Genomic DNA, 21404 nt, shown 5'->3' on the forward strand with positions numbered 1-21404 from the left:
TATGAAAATAGCTTTATTAGGATACGGAAGAATGGGCAAAGAAATTGAAAAAATTGCCTTACAAAGAGGTCATGAAATTGTTGTAAAATCAACTTCAAACTCAACATATACAATTACGGATGCAGATGTTGCTATCGATTTTAGTGTGCCAACATCGGCAGTAAATAACATTTCTAATTGTTTAGAAAACCAAGTTCCTGTAATCTCCGGAACAACTGGTTGGCTTGAAAAATATGATGAAGTAGTTGATTTTTGCAATGAGAAAAATGGTGCTTTTATCTATGCATCCAACTTTAGTATTGGAGTCAATATTTTTTTTGAGCTCAATAATCAATTGGCTAAAATGATGCACACTTTGAGTGAGTATCAAATTTCATTAGAAGAAATTCATCATACAAAAAAATTAGATGCGCCAAGCGGAACGGCAATTACATTGGCAGAAGGAATTATAGCAAATAGTTCTAAATCAGCATGGAAATTAGACGGAGAAGTATCCGATGAAATTGTTCCGATAACATCAAAAAGAACTGGAGAAATCCCTGGTACACATATTATAAATTATGCATCAGAAGTAGATTCGATAGAAATAAAACACACAGCACATAACAGAATTGGATTTGCATTAGGTGCAGTTGTAGCTGCAGAATGGATTCTGAATAAAAAAGGCGTGTTTACAATGAAAGATGTGTTAAACATTGGTTAAAGAATGTAACAATTCTTAACAAAACAAACTAATACACTATTATTACAATATTGTTTTCTTTAGCGGAAACAAGCAAAAAATACAGATTATGACATTTACAGAATGGTTTTTATTCTTTTTAGCAATACAAGCTATCCACTTTTTAGCTACTTGGAAATTATATATAAAAGCTGAAAGAAAAGCTTGGGAAGCAATTGTACCAATTTACAATGCAATTGTATTGATGCAAATTATAAACAGACCAAAATGGTGGACAATCTTATTATTTATACCGATTGTAAACTTATTAATGTTTCCAATAATTTGGATAGAAACCTGTAGAAGTTTTAGTCATAACAAAAGGCCTGATACAATTCTTTCGGTTGCAACTTTAGGTTTTTACTTATTTTATATCAATTATTTTTCTAAAAACCAATATATAAAAGACCGAAGTTTAGAACCAAGAAGTGCGCTTGGCGAATGGATTAGTTCAATTGCTTTTGCAATTATTGCAGCTACTTTAGTACATACGTATTTTATGCAGCCATACACAATTCCTTCTTCATCATTAGAAAAAACATTATATGTTGGCGACTTTTTATTTGTAAGTAAGTTTCATTACGGAGCAAGAGTTCCGATGACAACTGTTGCTGCGCCAATGGTTCATGACACATTACCTTACTTAGGGAAATCGTATTTATCAAATTCTAAAGACCAAAATTCAATTTTAAACAAATTGTCTTTACCATACATGCGTTTACCAGGAATTCAAAAAATAAAACGCAACGATATTGTTGTGTTTAGCTGGCCTGCAGATTCTTTAAATTTAATGTGGGGAGATAAATCTGGAAAATTCACCTACAAACCAGTTGATAAAAGAACCAACTATGTAAAACGTGCCGTTGGTGTTCCTGGTGATTCTTTAGAGGTAAGAGATGGTTATGTATTTATAAACGGAAAAAGAACCGTATTGCCAGATAGAGCAAAACCGCAATACTTTTTCACGGTTGACACAGGCGGACAACAATTTAGCCAAGGCGCTGCAAAAAGATATAATATTAGAGAATATGGATCTGAAAATGGAAAATATATTTTAAACCTAACAGACGATGAAGCAGCTTTAATTAAAAATAACCCAATTGTAAAAAGCATTGTTAAAAGAATAGAACCAAAAGGAACATTTAACAAAGATTTATTTCCGCACAGTCCACATTATTTATGGACAAACGATAATTATGGCCCAATTTATATTCCTAAAAAAGGAGAAACCGTAGCATTAAATGAAAAATCAATGCCTTTTTACGAACAAATCATAAGAAGATACGAGCATAATAATTTATCAATTGTTGGAAATAATTATTATTTAAACGGTAAAAAAGCAACTTCTTACACGTTTAAGCAAGATTATTATTGGATGATGGGAGACAACAGGCAAAACTCGTTAGACGCACGTTCTTGGGGCTATGTTCCGTTTGATCATGTTGTTGGAAAACCTGTTTTTATTTGGTTAAGTTGGGATCCTAATGCACCTGGATTTGCAAAATTTGCATCAATACGTTGGGATAGAATGTTTACAACAGTTGGCGGAAGCGGAGAACCAGTTTCTTATTTTAAACCTTTCTTAATTGCTTTAATGGTTTATTTTGCAATAAGTTATTATCGTAAAAAGAAAAAAGTAACTAAATAATAAATGTCTTTACTGTTACCAACCTACTTCTCTCCTATTTCTCAATATATCACTATTGTAAATACAGACAAAGTGCTTTTTGAAGTAGAAGATAATTTTCAAAAGCAAACCTATAGAAATCGCTGTTATATTTATGGGCCAAACGGAAAACAACTATTAAATATCCCTATAAAACATACATCAACTTCATCAAAAAAAAAGACAAAAGATACTTTAGTAGATAATTCTGTTTCTTGGCAAAGTCAACATTTAAAATCAATACAAATAGCTTACAGAAATTCGCCTTTTTTTGAATTTTACGAAGATGATTTGCTTCCGATTTTTTCAAAAAAATACAAATATTTATTAGACATAAACATCGATACATATCTTTTTATTACAGATGCTTTACAAATTAGTCAGGCATATAAAAAAATGGAAGAATACCAATCTTCCAATAAAAATGATTATCGTTTTTTAGTCAATGCAAAACAAGAACATAAAGGTATTTTTAAGCCATATATTCAAATGTTTGACGACAAATTTGGGTTTATTAAAAACCTATCTATTTTAGATTTATTATTTATGGAAGGTCCAAATGCAATTAGTTTTTTAGATAATAATACATTAACTTTGGAAGAATATCCCCAATAAAACAGTTTTTAGTTCTTATTATATGGATTTTATTGAAACCTTTGTAAATCAAGTTTATCCCTTATCTGATGAGGCATTAAACTTGTTTAAAAGCACTATTACAGAAAAATCATTTTCAAAAAATGAAACTTTTGTTTCTATTGGAGAAATACCAACAAAATTTTATCTCTTAAAAAAAGGAGTAGCCAGATCTTACGTTATTGACGAAAGAGGAAAAGAACATATTCGTACTCTTTTTGTTCCAATAACAACTTCTGGATCTTTAGCTGGACTTATTAAAAAAAAGCCTTCTGACTCTTATTATGGTTGTCTAACCGATTGTGAGTTTTTAGAAGGAGATTATTACAAGTTTGTAGAATTAGCTAAAGAGAATCACGAACTTACTCTTTTTCATGTTAAAATTTTAGAAAACGTTTTTTTAAGTGTCGTAAAAAGAATTAATGAACTCTCAACACTAAACGCCACAGAAAGATACTTAAAACTAAAAAAAGATATTCCAGAAATTGAGAATTTAATTCAACAATATCACATTGCATCTTACCTAAGTATTACTGCTGTACAATTAAGTAGAATTAGAAAAGAATTGTACTCTAAATAAAAAAGAATCTCTTAACATTTGTTAACCACTAATAGTAATAATTCAATTAAATTTGATATAATATTTCCCTGATGAATTTACTATCCCCTAGTTGTTTATTAAAAAAAGACTTGTTTAACAACAAGTCTTTTTTATTTTTACCAAAATGGATTTAAAATTTATTGTACATTATAGTTTTCATTTTATTGTTCCTGCAATAATTGCTTTTCTATTTTTCAAAGAAAATTGGAAAAAAGTATACCTAATTTTTATAGCAACCATGTTGATAGATGTAGATCATTTATTAGCAAATCCAATTTTTGATCCGAATAGATGCAGTATTAATTTTCATCCATTACATAGTTATATTGCTATTGCAATTTATTTTTTACTATTGATTTGGAAAAAAACGAGAATCCTAGCAATTGGATTGCTACTACATATTCTTGCAGATACTATCGATTGCTTTTTATAAGCCTATTGATAATCGTATTGATATCAGAAGAAATATTCAATTTATAAATAATCACTAAATAAGCAAGGGTTATTAAAATTGATTTCAATCCAATATTAATAATTGGATGAAACTTAAAATCCCAGAAGAAAAATAAGCCATAAACAACTCCTAAAACAAAAAGCAAGTAAATTGTTTTTATGGTAAAAGGCTGAATGTTAAATTTCTTTTTTACATACCAAATCTTCACTGTATTAAAAAACAATAAAACGATTAACGTAGATAGCGCTGCACCATTCATTCCATATAAATCTATAAACCAATCATTTAAAAAATATACAGATAGTGCCATTCCAATAGAATAGGGTAATAAAATTTTATAATGTTTAGAGTTCGAAATTATTGCTCCGTTATTTCCCAAAGCCATTGTGTATAATTTTGCTATAGAAATCATCAACACCACCCAAATTCCCCCAGAATATTTTTCGTCAATCAGTAAATATCCTTGGTTGATATTTAGATTTATCAGCAAGAAAAACAATCCACAAATTAATAATAAATTAATTGAAGTGCTTTTATATAATTTATGTATTTCGGTGGCATTATTTTCGTTTAAAGCCTTTGCTGTAATTGGCTGAATAATTTGAGCCATTGATCGTCCTGGAGCTTCTAATAATGATGCAATATAAACTCCGACAGCATAATATGCTGTATATGCAATTGCTTCTTTTTGCGGAATCATAAACTTGTCAATATCTAATAAAATTGCTCCTGCAGAACCCGCCAAAATAATATACGACGCATATTTAAATACTTCTTTGTAATTTTCTGGTAATTGAAATGTAAATATTGGCGTATATAATTTTAATGCATACAAAAGCATTACAAAAGCACGTATAAAATAAGCCCCAGTTAAATAATAAATGAATTCTACTTGAGTTATAACTTCTAAATAAACTAAGATCAACAGAATCATTGCTGCAATTCTAGAAAACATTTCTTTTAACACATTTCCAAAAACCGATTGCATCTGTACTTTTGCCCATGCATAAAAAATTTCAAAATAGGCTGTAGCAATTGCAACCAAATAAATAATCCAAGTAAAATCTTTTATAATTGGATTTTTTATAGATAAATAATTACTTATTTGCTCGTAAAAAACGGAACCTAAAAATCCAAAAGGCAATGCAATAATCAATGGAAAAATTAAAGATGAACTTAAAAATTTATCTCTTTCGAGTTTTGATGTATACGACGAAAAGAATTTAACGATAGAATATTGAACGCCAAAAGCTGTTAATGGCATTAATAAATTTGCGGTTGATAACAGATACGTAACCAAACCATAATACTCATCCGTTAAGAAATTTGTGTATAAAAACAACGCATTAACACCACCAATTCCGAATGCCGCAAACGTGATAATTGTGTTTTTAAACGATTGATTTAATACAATTCCCAATGAAAAAATTATTTAGTTAGCAATGTTAAAATAGATTGATGAATACTTTCTCCAACATTATTTCCATACAACTCTTTATTAAAATCCAATTCTGAATTTTTAAATTTATGAAAAGCATTTATAATTAAAGTTTGATTGCTTCCAACAATTTCTGCAAAACCATTCTCCACCAACTCAATCCATTCTGTTTCTTCTCTTACAATAATGCAATTCTTTTTATTAAAGAAAGCTTCCTTTTGTAATCCTCCACTATCAGAAATTACTAGTTTACAGTTTTTAAGCAACTCTAACATTGCAAAATAACCAACAGGATTTACTAATGTGATTTTCGGTTGAATATTATTTTGCTCTAAGATTTTTTTTGTTCTAGGATGCAATGGTAAAACCACAGTGCATTCTTTATTAATTTCTTTTAAACCAGCAAAAATTGATTTTAAATTCTCTACATCGTCAGTATTTTCTTGTCTATGAATTGTTGCTAGCACAAAAGCGTTTTTATTCAACTCTAAATCAGCAATGATAGAAGACTTTTCTGCGGATGTTTGACTGTAATATTCTACTGCATCTTTCATAATATCGCCATTTTTTACAATTTTGATTGGCAAATTATCAAAGCCTTCATTGTTCAAATTTTTGATTGCAGTTTCTGTTGGACAACACAACAAATCAGAAATTCTGTCTGTTAAAATTCTATTTATTTCTTCTGGCATTTTCATATTAAAAGAACGCAAACCTGCTTCAATATGAATTACTTTTATATGCAATTTTTTAGCTGCTAAAGAACCTGCGACTGTTGAGTTTGTATCGCCATATACAACTACTGCGTCTGGTTTTTCATCCAACAAAATAGCTTCTATTTTTTCTAACATTTGTCCAGTCATTGCACCATGACTTAAACTGTTTATTGCTAAATTATATTTAGGTTTCGGAATCTCCATTTCTTCAAAAAAAACTTCACTCATATTGGCATCAAAATGTTGACCAGTATGAATAATCACTTCTTCAATTTGATGGTGATTTTTTATCACTCTACTTAGCACTGCAGCTTTTACAAACTGTGGTCTTGCTCCTAAAATGGTTACTATTTTTTTCATAAAAATTACGAAACGGTTTCTTTAATTATATTGGCTAATTTTTCTGTTAAATTTCTTCGGTGATATTGCTCTATATTGCTAGAATTTGACTCTGAACCTCTATTCTTAAATGAGTTATATAATTGCAGAATTTCTTTTTTTAAGTTTTCTACAGCATCAAAATCTACAATAATTCCTGAATTAGTCTCTTTTAAAATTTCAGCCAAATCGCCATCAATTGGTCCAATAGCTAAGATAGGACGTTTTGCTTGTAAATACTCAAATATTTTACCAGTAATAATGCCTTTTGCACTTTTTACATTGTTTACTGCTAACAATAAAACTTGCGATTTTTGTTGATACTTGGTCACTTCTTGATGTGAAACATATCCAACATCTGTAATTTTTTTTATTTGATATTCTTTTAAACTTTCTCTAACTTCTGATGCTATTTTTCCAACAAATTGAATTTGATAATCAGCAGCAAAAGCATCATTTTCTTTACAAATTTCAGAAATTGTTTTCCATAATGAAATTGGATTTCTATCTGCATTCATTAAACCAACATGAGTAATTGTAAATTTTTTATCTAAAGTTATTGATGCAGAATTGATGTCATTATCGAATCCGTTTGTAATAACATGAATATTTTTAGAAAATTTAGAGAAATTCTCTTTCATTGTTTTTCCGATAACTAAAACTGCATCCGAATTCTCAACAACTTCTTGTTCTAATTGCTGATGAATTTGAATTGATTTTTTGGTCAATGGTAACTGCTCAAAATAATCTATTTCTGTCCACGGATCTCTAAAATCAGAAATCCATTTGATGTTCAATTCTTTCTTTAATTCCAAACCAATTAAATGCAAACTGTGCGGCGGACCAGAAGTAATTACTGCATCAATTTTATGCTCCTTTACATATTTTTTTAAAAACTTAACAGAGGGTTTTATCCAAAATTTTCGTGCATCTGGAATAAAATAATTAGCTCTAACATATTGTAATATTCTTCCAAAAAAAGTAGGATTTGGATTTAAAAACCCTGCTGATTGTTGCGTATTTTTCTTTTTAAAAAATGATAAAATATTGTTTGGCTCCCAAATGGGTTGTTTTAAAATGGTGATATTTTTCGGAATCTCATTTTCTAAAGAAACATCTAAAATTGGATATTTTGGATTATCAACCGTATACACAACAGGTTCAACTCCAAAATCTTGTAAATACTTTACAAATTTCAACCAACGTTGCACTCCAGAACCGCCAGATGGTGGCCAATAATATGTAATAATTAGTATTTTCAATTACCTAAGTTATTGTATAAATGTACTAAGTTTTTTGAAGTAAATTCCCAATTAAGTTCACCATTTAAAGATTCGTCATTTCCTTTCTTTGCTTTTTGCATTGCAGAATCGTAATCAGTATAGATTTCTTCAATTGCTTTTGCAAAACTCTGTGGATTTTCTGATTCAAAATAAGTGCCGATTTCATATTGATTTACCAATCTTTTCATCGGAGCGCAATCAGAAACTAATAATGGTTTTCCTGATAATAAAATTTGAAAAAACTTATGCGGAACAGCACTTTCTGTGTGTTCATTTGAAATATGTGGAATGATGTTTACGGAAGAATTCTTCATAATATTCACAACATTATTAAAAGGTTCGCTTCCTCTAATTTCAACAAAATCTTGTAAATTATTATCAATGATAATGTTTTGTAAATGATTTCTAACATCATTATTTGCCGGACCTACCAATACTAAAAAAGCATTCGGAATTTTCTTAGAAATTTCTTTCATTCCTAAAATTGCAGTATGCAATCCTCTATGTGGACCAAATCCTCCAACATAAGAAATAATGAATTTATCTTCTAAATTGCTGAAATAATTGGTGGTAGCAGCGTTAAAATTCTTGATAAATTCTTTTTTCTCTGAATTTGGAACAATCACAATTTTACTTTCAGAAATATTGTGTTGCTCAATTAATCGTTGCTTCATTTCATCAACAACTGTAATTAAAACATCAAACTTTTTAATGATTCTAGATTCGTATTTTCGCCATCTATTGTAACTAAAAAACAAGTTATTTTTTATTCTGATGATTGGATTTTTACGCCAAGAGAACCATGTCATTAAAGCTGCTGGATAATTTTCATGCAAATCCAGTACCATTTTTAAATGTCTCTTTTTTGCTGCCAGAAAAGCAGTTTTTGCCAAAGGTAAATCGTGTACATGAAGTACATCAATTTTATTTTCTTTGATAAAGTAAGCTAGCTGTTTTTTAAAAAAAGGATGGACAAAACCTACTGAAGCAATTACATCAATAATACCTTCATGTGCTAAATTTCGATATTCTATTTTACGAATAATTTGAACTCCGTTTACAACTTCGTACTCTTTTTCGTTAGGATTTTTTTTGCACAAAACAAAAACCGAATGGTTATTTTCCACTAAAGTTTCTGCTTCTTTACGAACTCTAATATCTGCCGGATAATTTCCATTTAATAACATTCCTATGTTCATATTCTCTGTGCTAATGCTATTTTTAAGTGCTTTATAACAAGCACCAAATGTATACAATCAAATTAACATTTTAAACTTCTCAAATAAAAAAAGAGAGCTTTCGCTCTCTTTATTCCCTTTTCATACCAAATATATTTATACCGGTTTATTTGGTAGTATAAATATACCTATTATATTTACCTTAATATAATTATGTATTCCGCTTTTTATAAAAAGCACAGTTAAAATTTACCTCATTAAATATTAATGTTTTTTTATGAAATATAATTTTTTTCTTATTTTTTTCTTATGTAGCTGTTCATTTTCTATGGCTCAAACTGAGCAATTAAATAAAAGCTATACGAAAAAAATTGAAAAATTTGGAAATACAAATATTGATAGTTTATTCTACTACGCAAAAGAAAGTCAAAAATCGAATGACCCATGCACAAAAAATCTTGGAATTATAAGTGAAGCAAATGCTTATTATAAGAGTGGCGATTTTGACACCTCTGAAAAAATTTGCTTAAAAGTTATTGAAGATTTAAAAAGCAAAACTACTTCTTGTAATTATAAAATATTACTATCAGCGTATAATAGGTTGTTTTGGATTAAAAAAAATCAAGCAAAATATGATAAAGCTTTTCAATATCTTCTAGAAAAAAAGAAAATAATAGAAACCATTCCTGAAAGAAATATGTATTATTATCTTCATAAATTGGGTGTAAATAATAATATTGCAGGCATAAAAGAAATTCTTGGTCTACATAATGAAGCTATTCAGATTCTTAAAGAAACCAACACTGAATTACAAAAACTAAGTAACGACAATACATATTATTTCAATCATTTAAAAGTATTACATTCTAGTAATTTAAACATGATTGGCGATAATTTTTTTAACATCGGAAAAGACTCGGTAAAAAGTTATTTAGATTCTGCTGGTGTATATTATAAAAAAGCATACTCTGTTGCCTTAGGTTTTAATCCTCCAAATAAAAATTCAAAACAATTATACACTTTAAGAAAAACTAAAGTTCAAATTCTAAAAAAGGAATTTAAGAAAGCTTTAGAAGAATTATCTTTAATTAACAATGTAGATTCTGGAATTACAAAAGATATTTGTTTTTATAAATCTTTGATTTACTATAATTTAAACAAAAAAGATTCAACACTAATTTACGCTAACAAATTTTTATATTCTGATGCTACTAACGCAACTATTTCAAAAGATAAAAAAATTATTATTTATGATGTTTTAGCAAATCAATATAACAATTTACAAAAAACGGATAGTGCTTATAAATATTCGCGATTGGGGTTAAAAGAATTGTCTGAATTAACTTTAAACAAAAGTAAAATTAATAAATCTCATTATAAATATAACTTTAATCAAATTAAAGAAAATAATGATGTGACTATAAATTTAGAGCGTAAAACCCATTTAATTCAACTGCTATTTATCTGCCTTTTATCTATTTTTCTAATTGTTTATTTAGTTAATAGATCAAAAAAGAAAAGAAGAAAAAACAAAGAGAGTTTTGACTTCATATTGAATGAAATTCAAACAAAAGAATCACATCCAAAGAAAGAATATAAGATAGAAAAAGAGCTGGAAGCAACTATTTTAAAGCAACTTGATGAGTTAGAAGAATCAACTGAATTCTTAAAAAGTGATTTCAATATAAATATATTGGCAAAAAAACTAGAAACAAATACTTCTTACCTCTCTTATATTATTAACAACACAAAAAATCAAAGTTTTAAACAATATATTACAAAACTTAGAATTGATTATTTAATCAAAAAATTAAATACAAAAAAACAATACCAACAATATACAATTCAGTATTTAGCAGAAGAAATTGGCTACACAAATGCGTCTGCTTTTACAAGAGCTTTTAAAAAAGAAGTTGGCGTAACTCCGTCAGAATATATCAAATCTCTAAAGGATTAATTTTATTCTTTCTTTCTCTTTTTCTCAACAAAAAACCATCCAATCGGAATTATCAATAACAAAAAGTAAGAAGTTAATGTTATTGTGTTTCCATTTTTAATTGTTGTAGGTTCAAATTTAAAATCGATTGTATGTTTTCCTTCCGGAATTTCCATTCCACGCAACACATAATTAACTCTATAATGTGGCGTTAATTTTCCATCAACATAAGCATTCCAACCGTCTTTATAATAAATTTCAGAAAAAACAGCAAACTGATTTTTTGTAGAATTAGATTCATAAGTTAGCGCTGTAACATCATAATTTGTGAGTTTAATTCTTGCTGTAGAATCTCTTTCAAAATTGTTTTTAACATCAAATTTACTTGTGTCAATTACTGCTTCATGTTTTGTTTTTAAAGAATCTAATGCTTTTATTTCTTCATCAGCAGTAGTAACTAATTTTAAGTTCGACACAAACCAAACGCTACCATTTGTATTCGGGTTTTCTTGTACACTTAAATTACCTGTTTGATCTGGAAAGATAAAATATTTGGTATTTAACATGTTCAACACTTCCATGTTGTTTTTTACTATTTGATAATCAAACAATTCTTGATAACGTCCCATTTTAGCAGCGTGATAACCACCAATAGAATTATGAAAATACGATGTTCTTCCATCTTGTAACGGACTTGGAAAATTGGCGACTCTATAATAACTTTTATCTTTTAAGATTTCCTTGTCGATGTCATTTAATTGAAAAGGTTTTTCAATATTTCTTGCTTTTTCAAACGAATCTTTATTTACATAATTGATATTTACAGAAAGTAAGTCAAATAAAATGATGATTGCAAATCCAACAATTGTTTTAGTTTGATTCATTTTATTTTTAAGGAAAAACCATAAAATTGCAAACGAAATTGAAATCAAAATCAATGAACGTAAACTGTCTTGAAATAACATTGCTTTTCTATCCGAAATTAAAGCTTCAATCAAACCAGGAATTTGCTCATAACTATTGTCTCTAAATCCTTCAAAAGCAAATAAACTTGAACCGAAAAGGATAAAGAAAACTGCAATTCCGCCTAAAATATAAAATGCTTTTTTTAATGCATTCTTTTTCTCATCCAAAGAAATTTCTTTAGAAAAGAATTCTTTTAAGGCTAAAATTCCTAGTAACGGAACACAAATTTCTGCAATTACTTGTATCGAAGAAACTGCTCTAAACTTATTGTATAGCGGTACATAATCTATAAATAAGTTGGTAATAATTTCAAAGTTTTTACCCCAACTTAATACAATTGAAAAAATAGTTGCAGCAACCAACCATTTTTTAAAAGTTCCTTTTACCAAAAACGCGCCAAGAAAAAACAAGAACACTAAAACTGCACCTATATAAGCTGGTGCTTCTATAATTGTTTGATCTCCCCAATAGGTAAAAACTTGTTTTGACGCTTGGGATGCTTGAACAGGCCCAATTTGTGGATGCGATTTTAAGGTTTCATAGAAACTAGAGTTTTTTCCTAATTTTTCATACGTTCCGCCACCCATAAAACGCGGAATAAATAAATTAAAAGTTTCCGTTAAACCGTAACTATATTCTGTAATATATTCTTTAGATAAACCATCTGTTACTTGTTTTGGAGAACCGTTTGGTTCAATTGTTAATTCCGTTTTCCCTCTCGTACTAAAACTTGCATATTCTTTCATTGCTAGTAAACGAGTAGCGTTTACACCAAGTCCTAATATCATTGCAAAAACAATAATTACTGATTGTTTTATAAACGGAACATAACTTTTATTCTGAATTGCTTCAATCAATTTTATAATACCAAGAATTAATAACGTAAAACCTAAATAATACGTCATTTGAGGATGATTCGTATATATTTCTAATGCCATTGCAATAGACGTAACAATAAATCCGAGTAAATATTTTTGTTTAAAAATCCAAATTACGCCAGCCATAACCATTGGCATATATGCAATTGCGTGTGCTTTTGCATTATGACCTGCTCCAAAAATGATAATTAAATAGGTAGAAAAGCCAAAGGAAAGAGCACCTAAAATTGCCAATTCCCATTCGGTATTTAAAGCTGTTAACAATAAAAAGAATCCTAAGAAATATAAGAAAACATAATCTGCTGGTCTTGGTAAAAACCGTAAAGCACTATCTAAAGTTTTAATATAATCATTCGGATAATATGCACTTAATTGATACGCTGGCATTCCGCTAAAAGCGGATCCGGTCCAATAAGGTTCTTCTCCTTTTTCTAATCTATAATCTGCAATTTCTTTAGACATTCCTTTAAACTGAGTAATGTCACTTTGTTTTATTTTTTCTCCTTTTAAAACAGGATTAAAGTATAAAACAGAAGCAATTACAAAAATTAGAATCGCTATAATATATGGGAATGTATTTTTAATTTTCATCTTATTCTACTTCTTCATAATCAACATATTCTCCAACAGAATTATTGCTTTGATTCTTATTTACAGGCTTTTTATCAATAATAGTTTCACCAACTTTTACATTTGGTTCTTGTTGCTTTTGATGTTGATTTTGTGCTTTTTGCTGCATTTTATTCACCATTCTTTTCATTAGAATTGGTGCAAATAATTTAGTCAAATATTTAAGCACATAATACACTAATAAAATAATAGCGATTGTTCTTAATAAACCCATTTATATTGTTATTGCTTTTTATGATTCAAAAATTCCTTCAAAAGTAACAATTTGACAGCAATTTTAACGTTAAGATTATACAAAAAACAATCCAAAAGTTTAAAAAAGCAATTTCATAAATATGACGTATGCTTTTTTTGCTGTATGTTTGTGTTTATCTGCAAAAAGACAGAGCATTGATGATGAATTACCCCAAAAATGAATATGAATAAAAAGATTCTTTTTTTCTTTTTTATATGTAGCAGTTATCTTTTAAATGCTCAATACACAAATGTTATTAACTCTAACAGGCCTGGTTTTTCTGAAAGTCCGTATAGTGTTGGCTCTGGTATTTATCAATTAGAAACTGGTTTTTTTTATAATTCATCTCAAATTGTTAGAACCTTTACCATTCCAAGATCTTTTGGCTATAATATGGTTTTTAGAACTAGCTTTTTTGATGATAAATTAGAGTTCAACACAAATTTTACACTTCAAAGCGATAAAGTAGCTTTTAAAAATGTATTTACTTCTGATTATTTTACAACAGGAGTTAGCGATTTTTCTTTCGGTGCAAAATATTTATTTTTTCATCAAGAATATGAAGACAAATCTAAAGAAATAAGAAGTTGGAAACGCAGACATGCTTTTGATTGGAAAAGAGCAATTCCGTCTGTAGCCATCTATGTAGGCGTTAACTCAAACTTGGTAAACAACATTTACAAATTAGAAGGTTTAACGCCTAAATTTGGAGTTTTACTTCAAAATAATTTATCTAAAAAATTAAATATTGTTACTAATCTTTACTATGATAATATTGGAAGTTCGTATTCAGAATTTGCTTATATCGTTACAGGAACCTATGCTTTTAATGAAACTTGGAGTACTTTTTTAGAACATCAAGGAAGTTATAACAAGTATCAAACTAATACTGATTTCGGAACTGGAATTGCCTATTTATCTGGTAGACATTTTCAGATTGATGCTTCTACTCGATTAAATTTTAACGGAAAAACAACTGAATTTTATACTGGAATTGGATTTTCGTTTCGATTAGATAGACATGTTCCAGAATTTGATTTGTTAGACGAAAAAGGAAATGTAATTATAGAAGATGATCCAGTTTCAACAAAAAAGAAAAAGTTTTTTGGTCGTTTGTTAGATTTCTTTAAGTTTAAAAAGAAAGATAAGAGTAATGAAAAAAAATATGATCGAAAAAAACCTGTTCGAAAAAGAATAGAATCTACCACAAAAAAGAAAGATACTAAAAAGAAAAAAGGTGGTTTCTTTAGTTTTTTAAAACGAAAAAACAAAAAAGAAGACGACACTAAGAAAAAGGACGACACCAAACAAAAAGACGAAACAAAAAACGATACTAAGTAATTGAACGTTTTGTATATTTAACCTATGATTACCATTAAAGAACTTTTTACAAGAAAGGATTTAAAACAATTTGTTAAATTTCCTTTTTCGCTTTATAAAGGAAATCCATTTTGGGTTCCACCAATAATAAAAGACGAATTAGACACGTTAGATAAAAATGAAAATCCAGCATTTGAACATGCAGAAGCTCGTTTTTTTATCGCTCTTAAAAACGAAAAAATTGTTGGTCGTGTTGCAGCAATCATCAACAAATATGAAACTGAAAAGCAAGGCATTCAAAAAATGCGTTTTGGTTGGTTTGATGTAATTGATGACATAGAAGTTAGTAGAATTTTACTTGAAAAAGTAAAGGAAATCGGTTTTCAAAATAACTTAGAATATATTGAAGGTCCGGTTGGTTTTTCTAATTTAGATAAAGTAGGTGTTTTAGTTGAAGGTTTTGATCATATCGGAACCATGATTACGTGGTATTCTCAACCGTATTACAAAGAGCATTTAGAAAAATTAGGATATAAAAAAGAGAAAGAATATTTAGAAAACAAGTTTCTAATTAGCAATATTGATGCGGCTTATTATGATAGGATTGCAAAAGTTGTAAAACATCGATATAAACTTACTCCGTTAAATTTTACCAACACAAAAGACATTATGCCTTATGTGGATGAAATGTTTGATTTATTTAGCAAAACGTATTCGAAATTATCTTCTTTTGTTCCGATTTCTAACACACAAATAGAACATTTTAAAAAACGTTATATCGGTTTTATCAATCCAGAATTTATAAAATTTGTGGTAGATGAAAATAAAAAATTAGTAGCTTTTGCTATTATTATGCCTTCATTTTCTAAAGCACTTCAAAAAGCAAACGGAAAGTTATTTCCGTTCGGAATTTTTCATTTATTAAAGGCTAGAAAAAAACCTAAAACTGTAACAACTTATTTAATTGGAGTTGAAGACAGTTATAAAAACAAAGGTGTAACCGCAATTATTTTTAATGAATACGCAAAAGTCTGTATAGCAAAAGGAGTAAAAGAAATGATTAGAACTCCAGAGTTAGAAGACAATGAAGCAATCCATAAAATTTGGAGGAATTTTAATCCCGTTACACACAAAAGACGTAGAACTTATAAATTAGGAATTAGGAATTAGGAATTAGGAATTAGGAAAAACTAAAATTTTGAAACTTAGAAAACAATAAAACTTGTAACTTTTTCACTTTGCAACTTTGCTACTCTGAACCTTTGAACCTCTGAACCTTAAAAACAAAAAATGCAATTATTCTATAATAAAAACATATCAACCAACGATTCTCAGTTTACTTTCGATAAAACAGAGAGCCGACATATTGTAAAAGTATTGCGAAAAAAAGACGGCGATATTTTACATATCACTAACGGAAAAAATGAATTGTTCGCTGTGAAAATCATTTTAGCTAATGATAAAAGATGTTTGGTAGAAATTCAAAATTCAGAAACAAAACCAAAACCTTGGAACTACAAGTTGCATATTGCCATTGCACCAACAAAAAATAGCGACAGATTCGAATGGTTTTTAGAAAAAGCCACAGAAATTGGTATTGATGAAATTACACCAATCATTTGTGCAAATTCAGAAAGAACTGTTTTAAAAAGGGATCGATTAGAAAAAATTCTACAATCTGCAATGAAGCAATCGTTGAAATTTGTATTACCAAAATTGAATGAACCCATAAAATTTTCTGATTTTATCAAACAAAATTTTGAAGACCATTTATTTATTGCGCATTGTGAAGAACAAGACAAAAAATCATTTGCAAAAACCATAAAACCAACTCAAAATATTACCATTTTAATTGGTCCAGAAGGAGATTTTAATCCAGCTGAAATTGAAAAAGCATTAGCTGCTAATTTCATTCCTGTTACTTTAGGAGAAAGTAGATTACGTACAGAAACTGCTGGTGTTGTAGCTGCTCAAACTGTTGCTTTGATTAATGAAATAAATTGATTTATATTTTAGTATCTTGCTTCAAATTCAATTATAACTTACTTGATGAAGAATTTTTTTATTTTCATTTTCTTTAGTTTTTCATTTTTTGCAAATGCACAAGAAATTGCAGTATTAAAATACAATGGCGGAGGAGATTGGTATTCAAATCCAACAGCTTTACCAAACTTAATTGAATTTGCAAACACCAATAGCAACACAAAAATTAAGGAAAACCCAACTTTTGTAGCTGTAGGAAATCCAGATATTATAAATTATCCAATTGTTTTTATGACTGGTCATGGAAACATTTTTTTCTCTGAAGATGAAGCCAAAAATTTACACAATTACTTAATCTCTGGTGGTTTTTTACATATTTCAGACAATTACGGTTTAGATACATTTATTAGAAGAGAAATGAAAAAAGTTTTTCCGACTTTGCAATTTCAAGAAATTCCTAAAAATCATCCTATTTACAACCAAACATTTACTTTTAAAAATGGTTTGCCGAAAATTCATGAACACGATAAAAAACCACCACAAGGTTTTGGTTTGTTTTACGAAGGAAGATTAATTTGTTTTTATGATTACGAATCAGATTTAAGTGATGGCTGGGAAAATGCAAGTGTACACAATAATTCTAAAGAAGTACGAGAAAAAGCTTTAAAAATGGGTTCAAATATTATAGAATATGCCTTTAAACATTGATCAAATTACTAATATAGACGATATTAAAATTCATTTTGATGCTAGCGGTTTGTGGGTATTAAATATTGCTATTGGCATCATTATGTTTGGTGTTGCACTAGGAATTACTATTGATGATTTTAAACGCTTATTTAAAAATCCTAAAATAGTTTTTGTTGGTGTTCTTTCTCAATTTATCTTATTGCCTGCAGCAACTTTTTTAATAATTTTAGCGCTTAAACCTCATCCAAGTTTTGCATTAGGAATGTTGATGATTGCAGCTTGTCCTGGCGGAAATGTTTCTAACTTTTTTAGTAAAATGGCTGGTGGAAACGCCGCTTTATCTGTTAGTTTAACAGCTTTTGCAACATTGATTTGCATTTTTATGACGCCTTTTAATCTACATTTTTGGGGAAGTTTATATGAACCAACAAACGCCATTTTACAAACCGTAGAGTTAAATCCCTATGATTTATTTAAACTCGTTTTATTAATTTTAGGAATTCCTTTAATTGCCGGAATGTTGGTAAAACATTATCATTCAGAAATGGCAAAAAAAATAGAAAAAGTATTAAAACCACTTTCTATGTTGGTTTTTGTTGCGTTAATTTTTGTGGCATTTTCTCAAAACTTAGATATTTTTATGAATTATATTCACTTGGTTTTATTCCTTGTAATATTTCATAACATCTTTGCTTTTGTACTTGGATTTTATACTGCTAAAGCTTTTGGGTTAAACAAAAAAGATAGAAAAACAATCTCTATGGAAACCGGAATTCAGAATGGTGGTTTAGGGTTACTATTAATTTTTGGTTTTTTTGAAGGTTTAGGCGGAATGGCTTTACTAGCGGCTTTTTGGGGAATCTGGGATGTTTTTTCTGGAATGGCTTTGGCTACGTATTGGGGAAGGAAAAAGTAACAGTTATCAGTTATCAGTTATCAGTTATCAGTTATCAGTTATCAGTTATCAGTTATCAAAAATAAAAATTTCGCACACTTTACAAGATTAAAATTTCTCTTCTTTTAGCCTTTGAAACTTTAATCCTTTGTTACTTTGCGCCTTTTTCACTTTCTAACTTTCTAACTAAATCAATGACACATTTGTCCGCCATCAACCATTTCGTGAACATGAATTGGAGAAACATACGGAATTCCTAAACCCATTCCGCGTAAAATAAATAACACGGCAATTACCACAACCGCTACTGGAATAAATTGTTGAATTCTTTTTCGAACTAAGCCTGTTGTAAAGTTTCCTAAATAGACAAAAGCCGTCATTAACGGAACAGTTCCTAATCCAAATAAAACCATGTACAAACTTCCTTCAAGTATACTTCCTGTTGCTATAGAAGCAAAAATTGCCATATAAACCAATCCGCAAGGTAAAAACCCGTTTAAGAAACCAATGGTAAAAAAAGTGTCTGTTTTTTTCTTTTTTAATTCTTTTCCTAATCTATTTTTAACTCCTGAAAGGATTTTATAAATCGGTTTTGTAATGCTAAATCTATTGATTGTTTTTTTTGGTAATACAACCATCAAGATCATTAAAACACCAATTATTATAGATAAATATTGTTGAAATCCGAAAAGGTAAAATCCTTTTCCTAAAAAACCAAAAAGTAATCCTAAAACCCCGTACGAAAACATCCTACCAAGATGATATACAGAAACTTGTAAAATCCTTTTAGCGTTATTTGTTCTATCAACTGGCAACATAAAAGCAATTGGACCACACATTCCAATACAATGGAAACTGCCTAAAAGTCCAAAAATTATTGCCGAAAACAACATTTAATAGAAAATTTCTTTTTTAAATAAGTAACTTTGTTGATTATACGTCCATTTGACGATAATGTTCCAGCGACCATCCAATAAACGTTTGTCAGGCATGAGCAAATAAGATGAATCTGAAAGTGCGATAGGCATTTCATAATCCAATTGTTTATTAGATGGTCTGTATAGGAACACTTTTCCTTTGATATCTTGTACTTTAAATTCTTTAGGAAAGATAATTTTCATTCCTTCTTTAACGCGTTCTATCTTAATATTTTCTTTTAAGTTTTTTGCGTTTTGTGTTGCGTCTATATTATCTTGAAATTTTAATTCTTGATTATAATAATCTGTTGCAACTAAATCATAACTGTATTTATTATCAGAACTCATCGTAATAATAAAATACATAATAAAACTAATAAAGCCAATAAAAGCTATTACCACTCCAAATCCCCAATTTAATTTAATCTTCATTTTTAAAATTTTTTATCGATAACTTCTTGGTCCTAAGAAATTGGTTTTTGTTGTTTCTATTAATTTATCTCCGCTAAACACTCCTATTTTAAGCTCAATTTTATCTTTCTCCATTAAAGAACTATGAATTTCTATAAACAAAGTACCTTGAGCTAAGCCTTGTTTTGGTACAGAAAAATCTTTATGTGTAACCAATTCAATTGTTCCTTTATGAGAAAGCAACTTATAGTTTACATCATTAATATCTTGTGTTGTTTTATTGATGACTTTAAATGTGTACACATTACTAATCATACCTCCTTCTTTATGTTGATATAATTGACCTGGCAATCTTAATACAGTTGCTTCAACATCATTTCTTAAAAATAACATTCCAATTAAAATACCAACTAAAATAAATAACACTGCAGAATAACCTTTCATTCTAGCGGTTAGTTTAAAAGGCGCTTTTTTCTCTATATTATCTTCACTTGCATAGCGAATTAATCCTTTTGGAAGCCCAACTGCTTCCATCATATCATCACATTCATCAATACAAGCTGTACAATTAACACATTCTAATTGTGTACCGTTTCTAATATCAATTCCTGTTGGACAAACATGTACACATTGAAAACAATCAATACAATCTCCTTTTCCAGAAGCTTCTCTGTCTTCATTTTTCTTAAATTTTGCTCTTCCTACTTCCTTTTCTCCTCTAACAAAGTCGTAGGCAACATTAATGGTTTTATTGTCTAATAAAACACCTTGTAATCTTCCGTACGGGCAAGCAATAATACATACTTGCTCTCTAAACCAAGCGAATATAAAATAGAAAACTCCAGTAAAAATTAATAATGATGTTAATGTATTTAAATTATCAAATGGAGAACTAGTGATGTATTCAATAAGTGTGTCTCCACCAATTAAATAGGCTAAAAACACATTAGCTATAATAAAAGAAATGATAAAAAAGATGCTCCATTTTAAAACTCTTTTCCTTATTTTTTCTGCATTCCAAGGTTGTTTACTAAGTCTAATTTGTTTTCCTCTATCACCATCAATCCAATATTCTATTTTTCTAAAAACCATTTCTAGAAAAATAGTTTGCGGACAAATCCATCCACAAAATATCCGACCAAAAACAACGGTAAAAAGTATAATAAAAACAACACCAATTATCATTGAAATAACAAACAAATGAAAATCTTGTGGCCAAAACGGAAACCCAAAAATATTAAACTTACGTTCTAATACATTGAAAAGTAAAAACTGGTTGCCATTAATTTTAAGGAAAGGCGAAACTAATAAAACCGTTAGTAAAAAATAACTTACATAACTTCTGTACTTATAGAACTTTCCGCTAGGTTTTTTTGGAAAAACCCAAGAACGTTTTCCTTCTTTATTGATGGTACCAATACTATCTCTAAACTGTTCGTTATCGGGTGTTTCCATTTATGTATTAAATTTCAGAA

20 protein-coding genes are annotated in these 21404 nt (G+C 28.9%); 11 read left to right on the forward strand and 9 right to left on the reverse strand.

The window, feature by feature from the left end:
* Position 1 precedes the first annotated feature (1 nt).
* The 5 genes from dapB to ABDX67_RS04955 all read left to right on the forward strand — a co-directional run bounded on the left by dapB (position 2) and on the right by ABDX67_RS04955 (position 4054).
* Positions 2–703 carry a 4-hydroxy-tetrahydrodipicolinate reductase gene (gene dapB / locus ABDX67_RS04935; protein WP_347173858.1) on the forward strand — a complete coding sequence of 234 codons (702 nt, stop codon included), beginning with the start codon at positions 2–4 and terminating at the stop codon, positions 701–703.
* A gap of 88 nt (positions 704–791) precedes the next feature.
* On the forward strand, positions 792–2369 hold the full coding sequence (lepB, locus tag ABDX67_RS04940; protein ID WP_347173859.1) for a signal peptidase I: 1578 nt from the start codon (positions 792–794) through the stop codon (positions 2367–2369).
* 3 nt (positions 2370–2372) lie between these two features.
* Positions 2373–3002, forward strand: coding sequence for a WbqC family protein (locus tag ABDX67_RS04945; protein ID WP_347173860.1), 630 nt, complete (start codon positions 2373–2375; stop codon positions 3000–3002).
* 22 nt (positions 3003–3024) lie between these two features.
* Positions 3025–3600, forward strand: a complete 576-nt coding sequence (locus tag ABDX67_RS04950) for a Crp/Fnr family transcriptional regulator (protein WP_347173861.1) — start codon at positions 3025–3027, stop codon at positions 3598–3600.
* 145 nt (positions 3601–3745) lie between these two features.
* The gene (locus ABDX67_RS04955) at positions 3746–4054 is read left to right on the forward strand and encodes a DUF6122 family protein (RefSeq protein WP_347173862.1); all 309 of its coding nucleotides are present in this window, start codon (positions 3746–3748) and stop codon (positions 4052–4054) included.
* Here the strand turns inward: ABDX67_RS04955 and ABDX67_RS04960 are convergent.
* From ABDX67_RS04960 to ABDX67_RS04975, 4 genes are read right to left on the reverse strand one after another with little or no spacing between them, the layout of a single operon-like run.
* Positions 4035–5495 carry a lipopolysaccharide biosynthesis protein gene (locus tag ABDX67_RS04960; RefSeq protein WP_347173863.1) on the reverse strand — a complete coding sequence of 487 codons (1461 nt, stop codon included), beginning with the start codon at positions 5493–5495 and terminating at the stop codon, positions 4035–4037. The genes ABDX67_RS04955 and ABDX67_RS04960 overlap by 20 nt on opposite strands.
* A gap of 8 nt (positions 5496–5503) precedes the next feature.
* On the reverse strand, positions 5504–6589 hold the full coding sequence (gene wecB, locus ABDX67_RS04965; protein WP_347173864.1) for a non-hydrolyzing UDP-N-acetylglucosamine 2-epimerase: 1086 nt from the start codon (positions 6587–6589) through the stop codon (positions 5504–5506).
* A gap of 5 nt (positions 6590–6594) precedes the next feature.
* Positions 6595–7869: a glycosyltransferase family 4 protein gene (locus ABDX67_RS04970; protein WP_347173865.1), complete on the reverse strand. Its 1275-nt coding sequence runs from the start codon at positions 7867–7869 to the stop codon at positions 6595–6597.
* On the reverse strand, positions 7866–9089 hold the full coding sequence (locus tag ABDX67_RS04975) for a glycosyltransferase family 4 protein (RefSeq protein WP_347173866.1): 1224 nt from the start codon (positions 9087–9089) through the stop codon (positions 7866–7868). The genes ABDX67_RS04970 and ABDX67_RS04975 overlap by 4 nt, the downstream gene beginning before the upstream one ends.
* Positions 9090–9345: 256 nt before the next feature.
* Here ABDX67_RS04975 and ABDX67_RS04980 point away from each other — a divergent pair, with 256 nt between their 5' ends.
* Complete coding sequence (locus ABDX67_RS04980) at positions 9346–11025, forward strand: helix-turn-helix domain-containing protein (RefSeq protein WP_347173867.1); 1680 nt, start codon at positions 9346–9348, stop codon at positions 11023–11025.
* Positions 11026–11027: 2 nt separating this feature from the next.
* Here the strand turns inward: ABDX67_RS04980 and ABDX67_RS04985 are convergent, their stop codons facing one another.
* Positions 11028–13439, reverse strand: coding sequence for a YfhO family protein (locus tag ABDX67_RS04985; protein ID WP_347173868.1), 2412 nt, complete (start codon positions 13437–13439; stop codon positions 11028–11030).
* Position 13440: 1 nt separating this feature from the next.
* Positions 13441–13692, reverse strand: a complete 252-nt coding sequence (locus tag ABDX67_RS04990) for a DUF4834 family protein (RefSeq protein WP_347173869.1) — start codon at positions 13690–13692, stop codon at positions 13441–13443.
* 204 nt (positions 13693–13896) lie between these two features.
* On the opposite strand from ABDX67_RS04990, the gene ABDX67_RS04995 reads away from it, so the two are divergent.
* The 5 genes from ABDX67_RS04995 to ABDX67_RS05015 all read left to right on the forward strand — a co-directional run bounded on the left by ABDX67_RS04995 (position 13897) and on the right by ABDX67_RS05015 (position 18622).
* Positions 13897–15054: a transporter gene (locus ABDX67_RS04995; RefSeq protein ID WP_347173870.1), complete on the forward strand. Its 1158-nt coding sequence runs from the start codon at positions 13897–13899 to the stop codon at positions 15052–15054.
* A gap of 24 nt (positions 15055–15078) precedes the next feature.
* On the forward strand, positions 15079–16203 hold the full coding sequence (locus tag ABDX67_RS05000) for a GTP cyclohydrolase (RefSeq protein ID WP_347173871.1): 1125 nt from the start codon (positions 15079–15081) through the stop codon (positions 16201–16203).
* A 120-nt stretch (positions 16204–16323) separates the two neighbouring features.
* The gene (locus ABDX67_RS05005; RefSeq protein WP_347173872.1) at positions 16324–17037 is read left to right on the forward strand and encodes a 16S rRNA (uracil(1498)-N(3))-methyltransferase; all 714 of its coding nucleotides are present in this window, start codon (positions 16324–16326) and stop codon (positions 17035–17037) included.
* Between the two features lie 45 nt (positions 17038–17082).
* Positions 17083–17724, forward strand: a complete 642-nt coding sequence (locus ABDX67_RS05010; RefSeq protein WP_347173873.1) for a DUF4159 domain-containing protein — start codon at positions 17083–17085, stop codon at positions 17722–17724.
* Positions 17708–18622: a bile acid:sodium symporter family protein gene (locus ABDX67_RS05015; protein WP_347173874.1), complete on the forward strand. Its 915-nt coding sequence runs from the start codon at positions 17708–17710 to the stop codon at positions 18620–18622. The genes ABDX67_RS05010 and ABDX67_RS05015 overlap by 17 nt, the downstream gene beginning before the upstream one ends.
* Before the next feature lie 170 nt (positions 18623–18792).
* Here the strand turns inward: ABDX67_RS05015 and ABDX67_RS05020 are convergent, their stop codons facing one another.
* Genes ABDX67_RS05020 through ccoG form a run of 3 tightly spaced genes read right to left on the reverse strand, consistent with a single transcriptional unit; the run spans position 18793 to position 21384 of the window.
* Positions 18793–19494, reverse strand: a complete 702-nt coding sequence (locus tag ABDX67_RS05020; RefSeq protein WP_347173875.1) for a sulfite exporter TauE/SafE family protein — start codon at positions 19492–19494, stop codon at positions 18793–18795.
* Positions 19495–19950, reverse strand: coding sequence for a FixH family protein (locus ABDX67_RS05025; RefSeq protein WP_347173876.1), 456 nt, complete (start codon positions 19948–19950; stop codon positions 19495–19497). It abuts the gene before it with no gap.
* Positions 19951–19962: 12 nt separating this feature from the next.
* A complete protein-coding gene (gene ccoG / locus ABDX67_RS05030; RefSeq protein ID WP_347173877.1) occupies positions 19963–21384 on the reverse strand; it encodes a cytochrome c oxidase accessory protein CcoG in 1422 nt (473 codons plus the stop codon).
* Positions 21385–21404: the final 20 nt, after the last annotated feature.

This window comes from Polaribacter uvawellassae (assembly GCF_039748955.1).
In the GTDB taxonomy this organism is placed as follows: domain Bacteria; phylum Bacteroidota; class Bacteroidia; order Flavobacteriales; family Flavobacteriaceae; genus Polaribacter; species Polaribacter uvawellassae.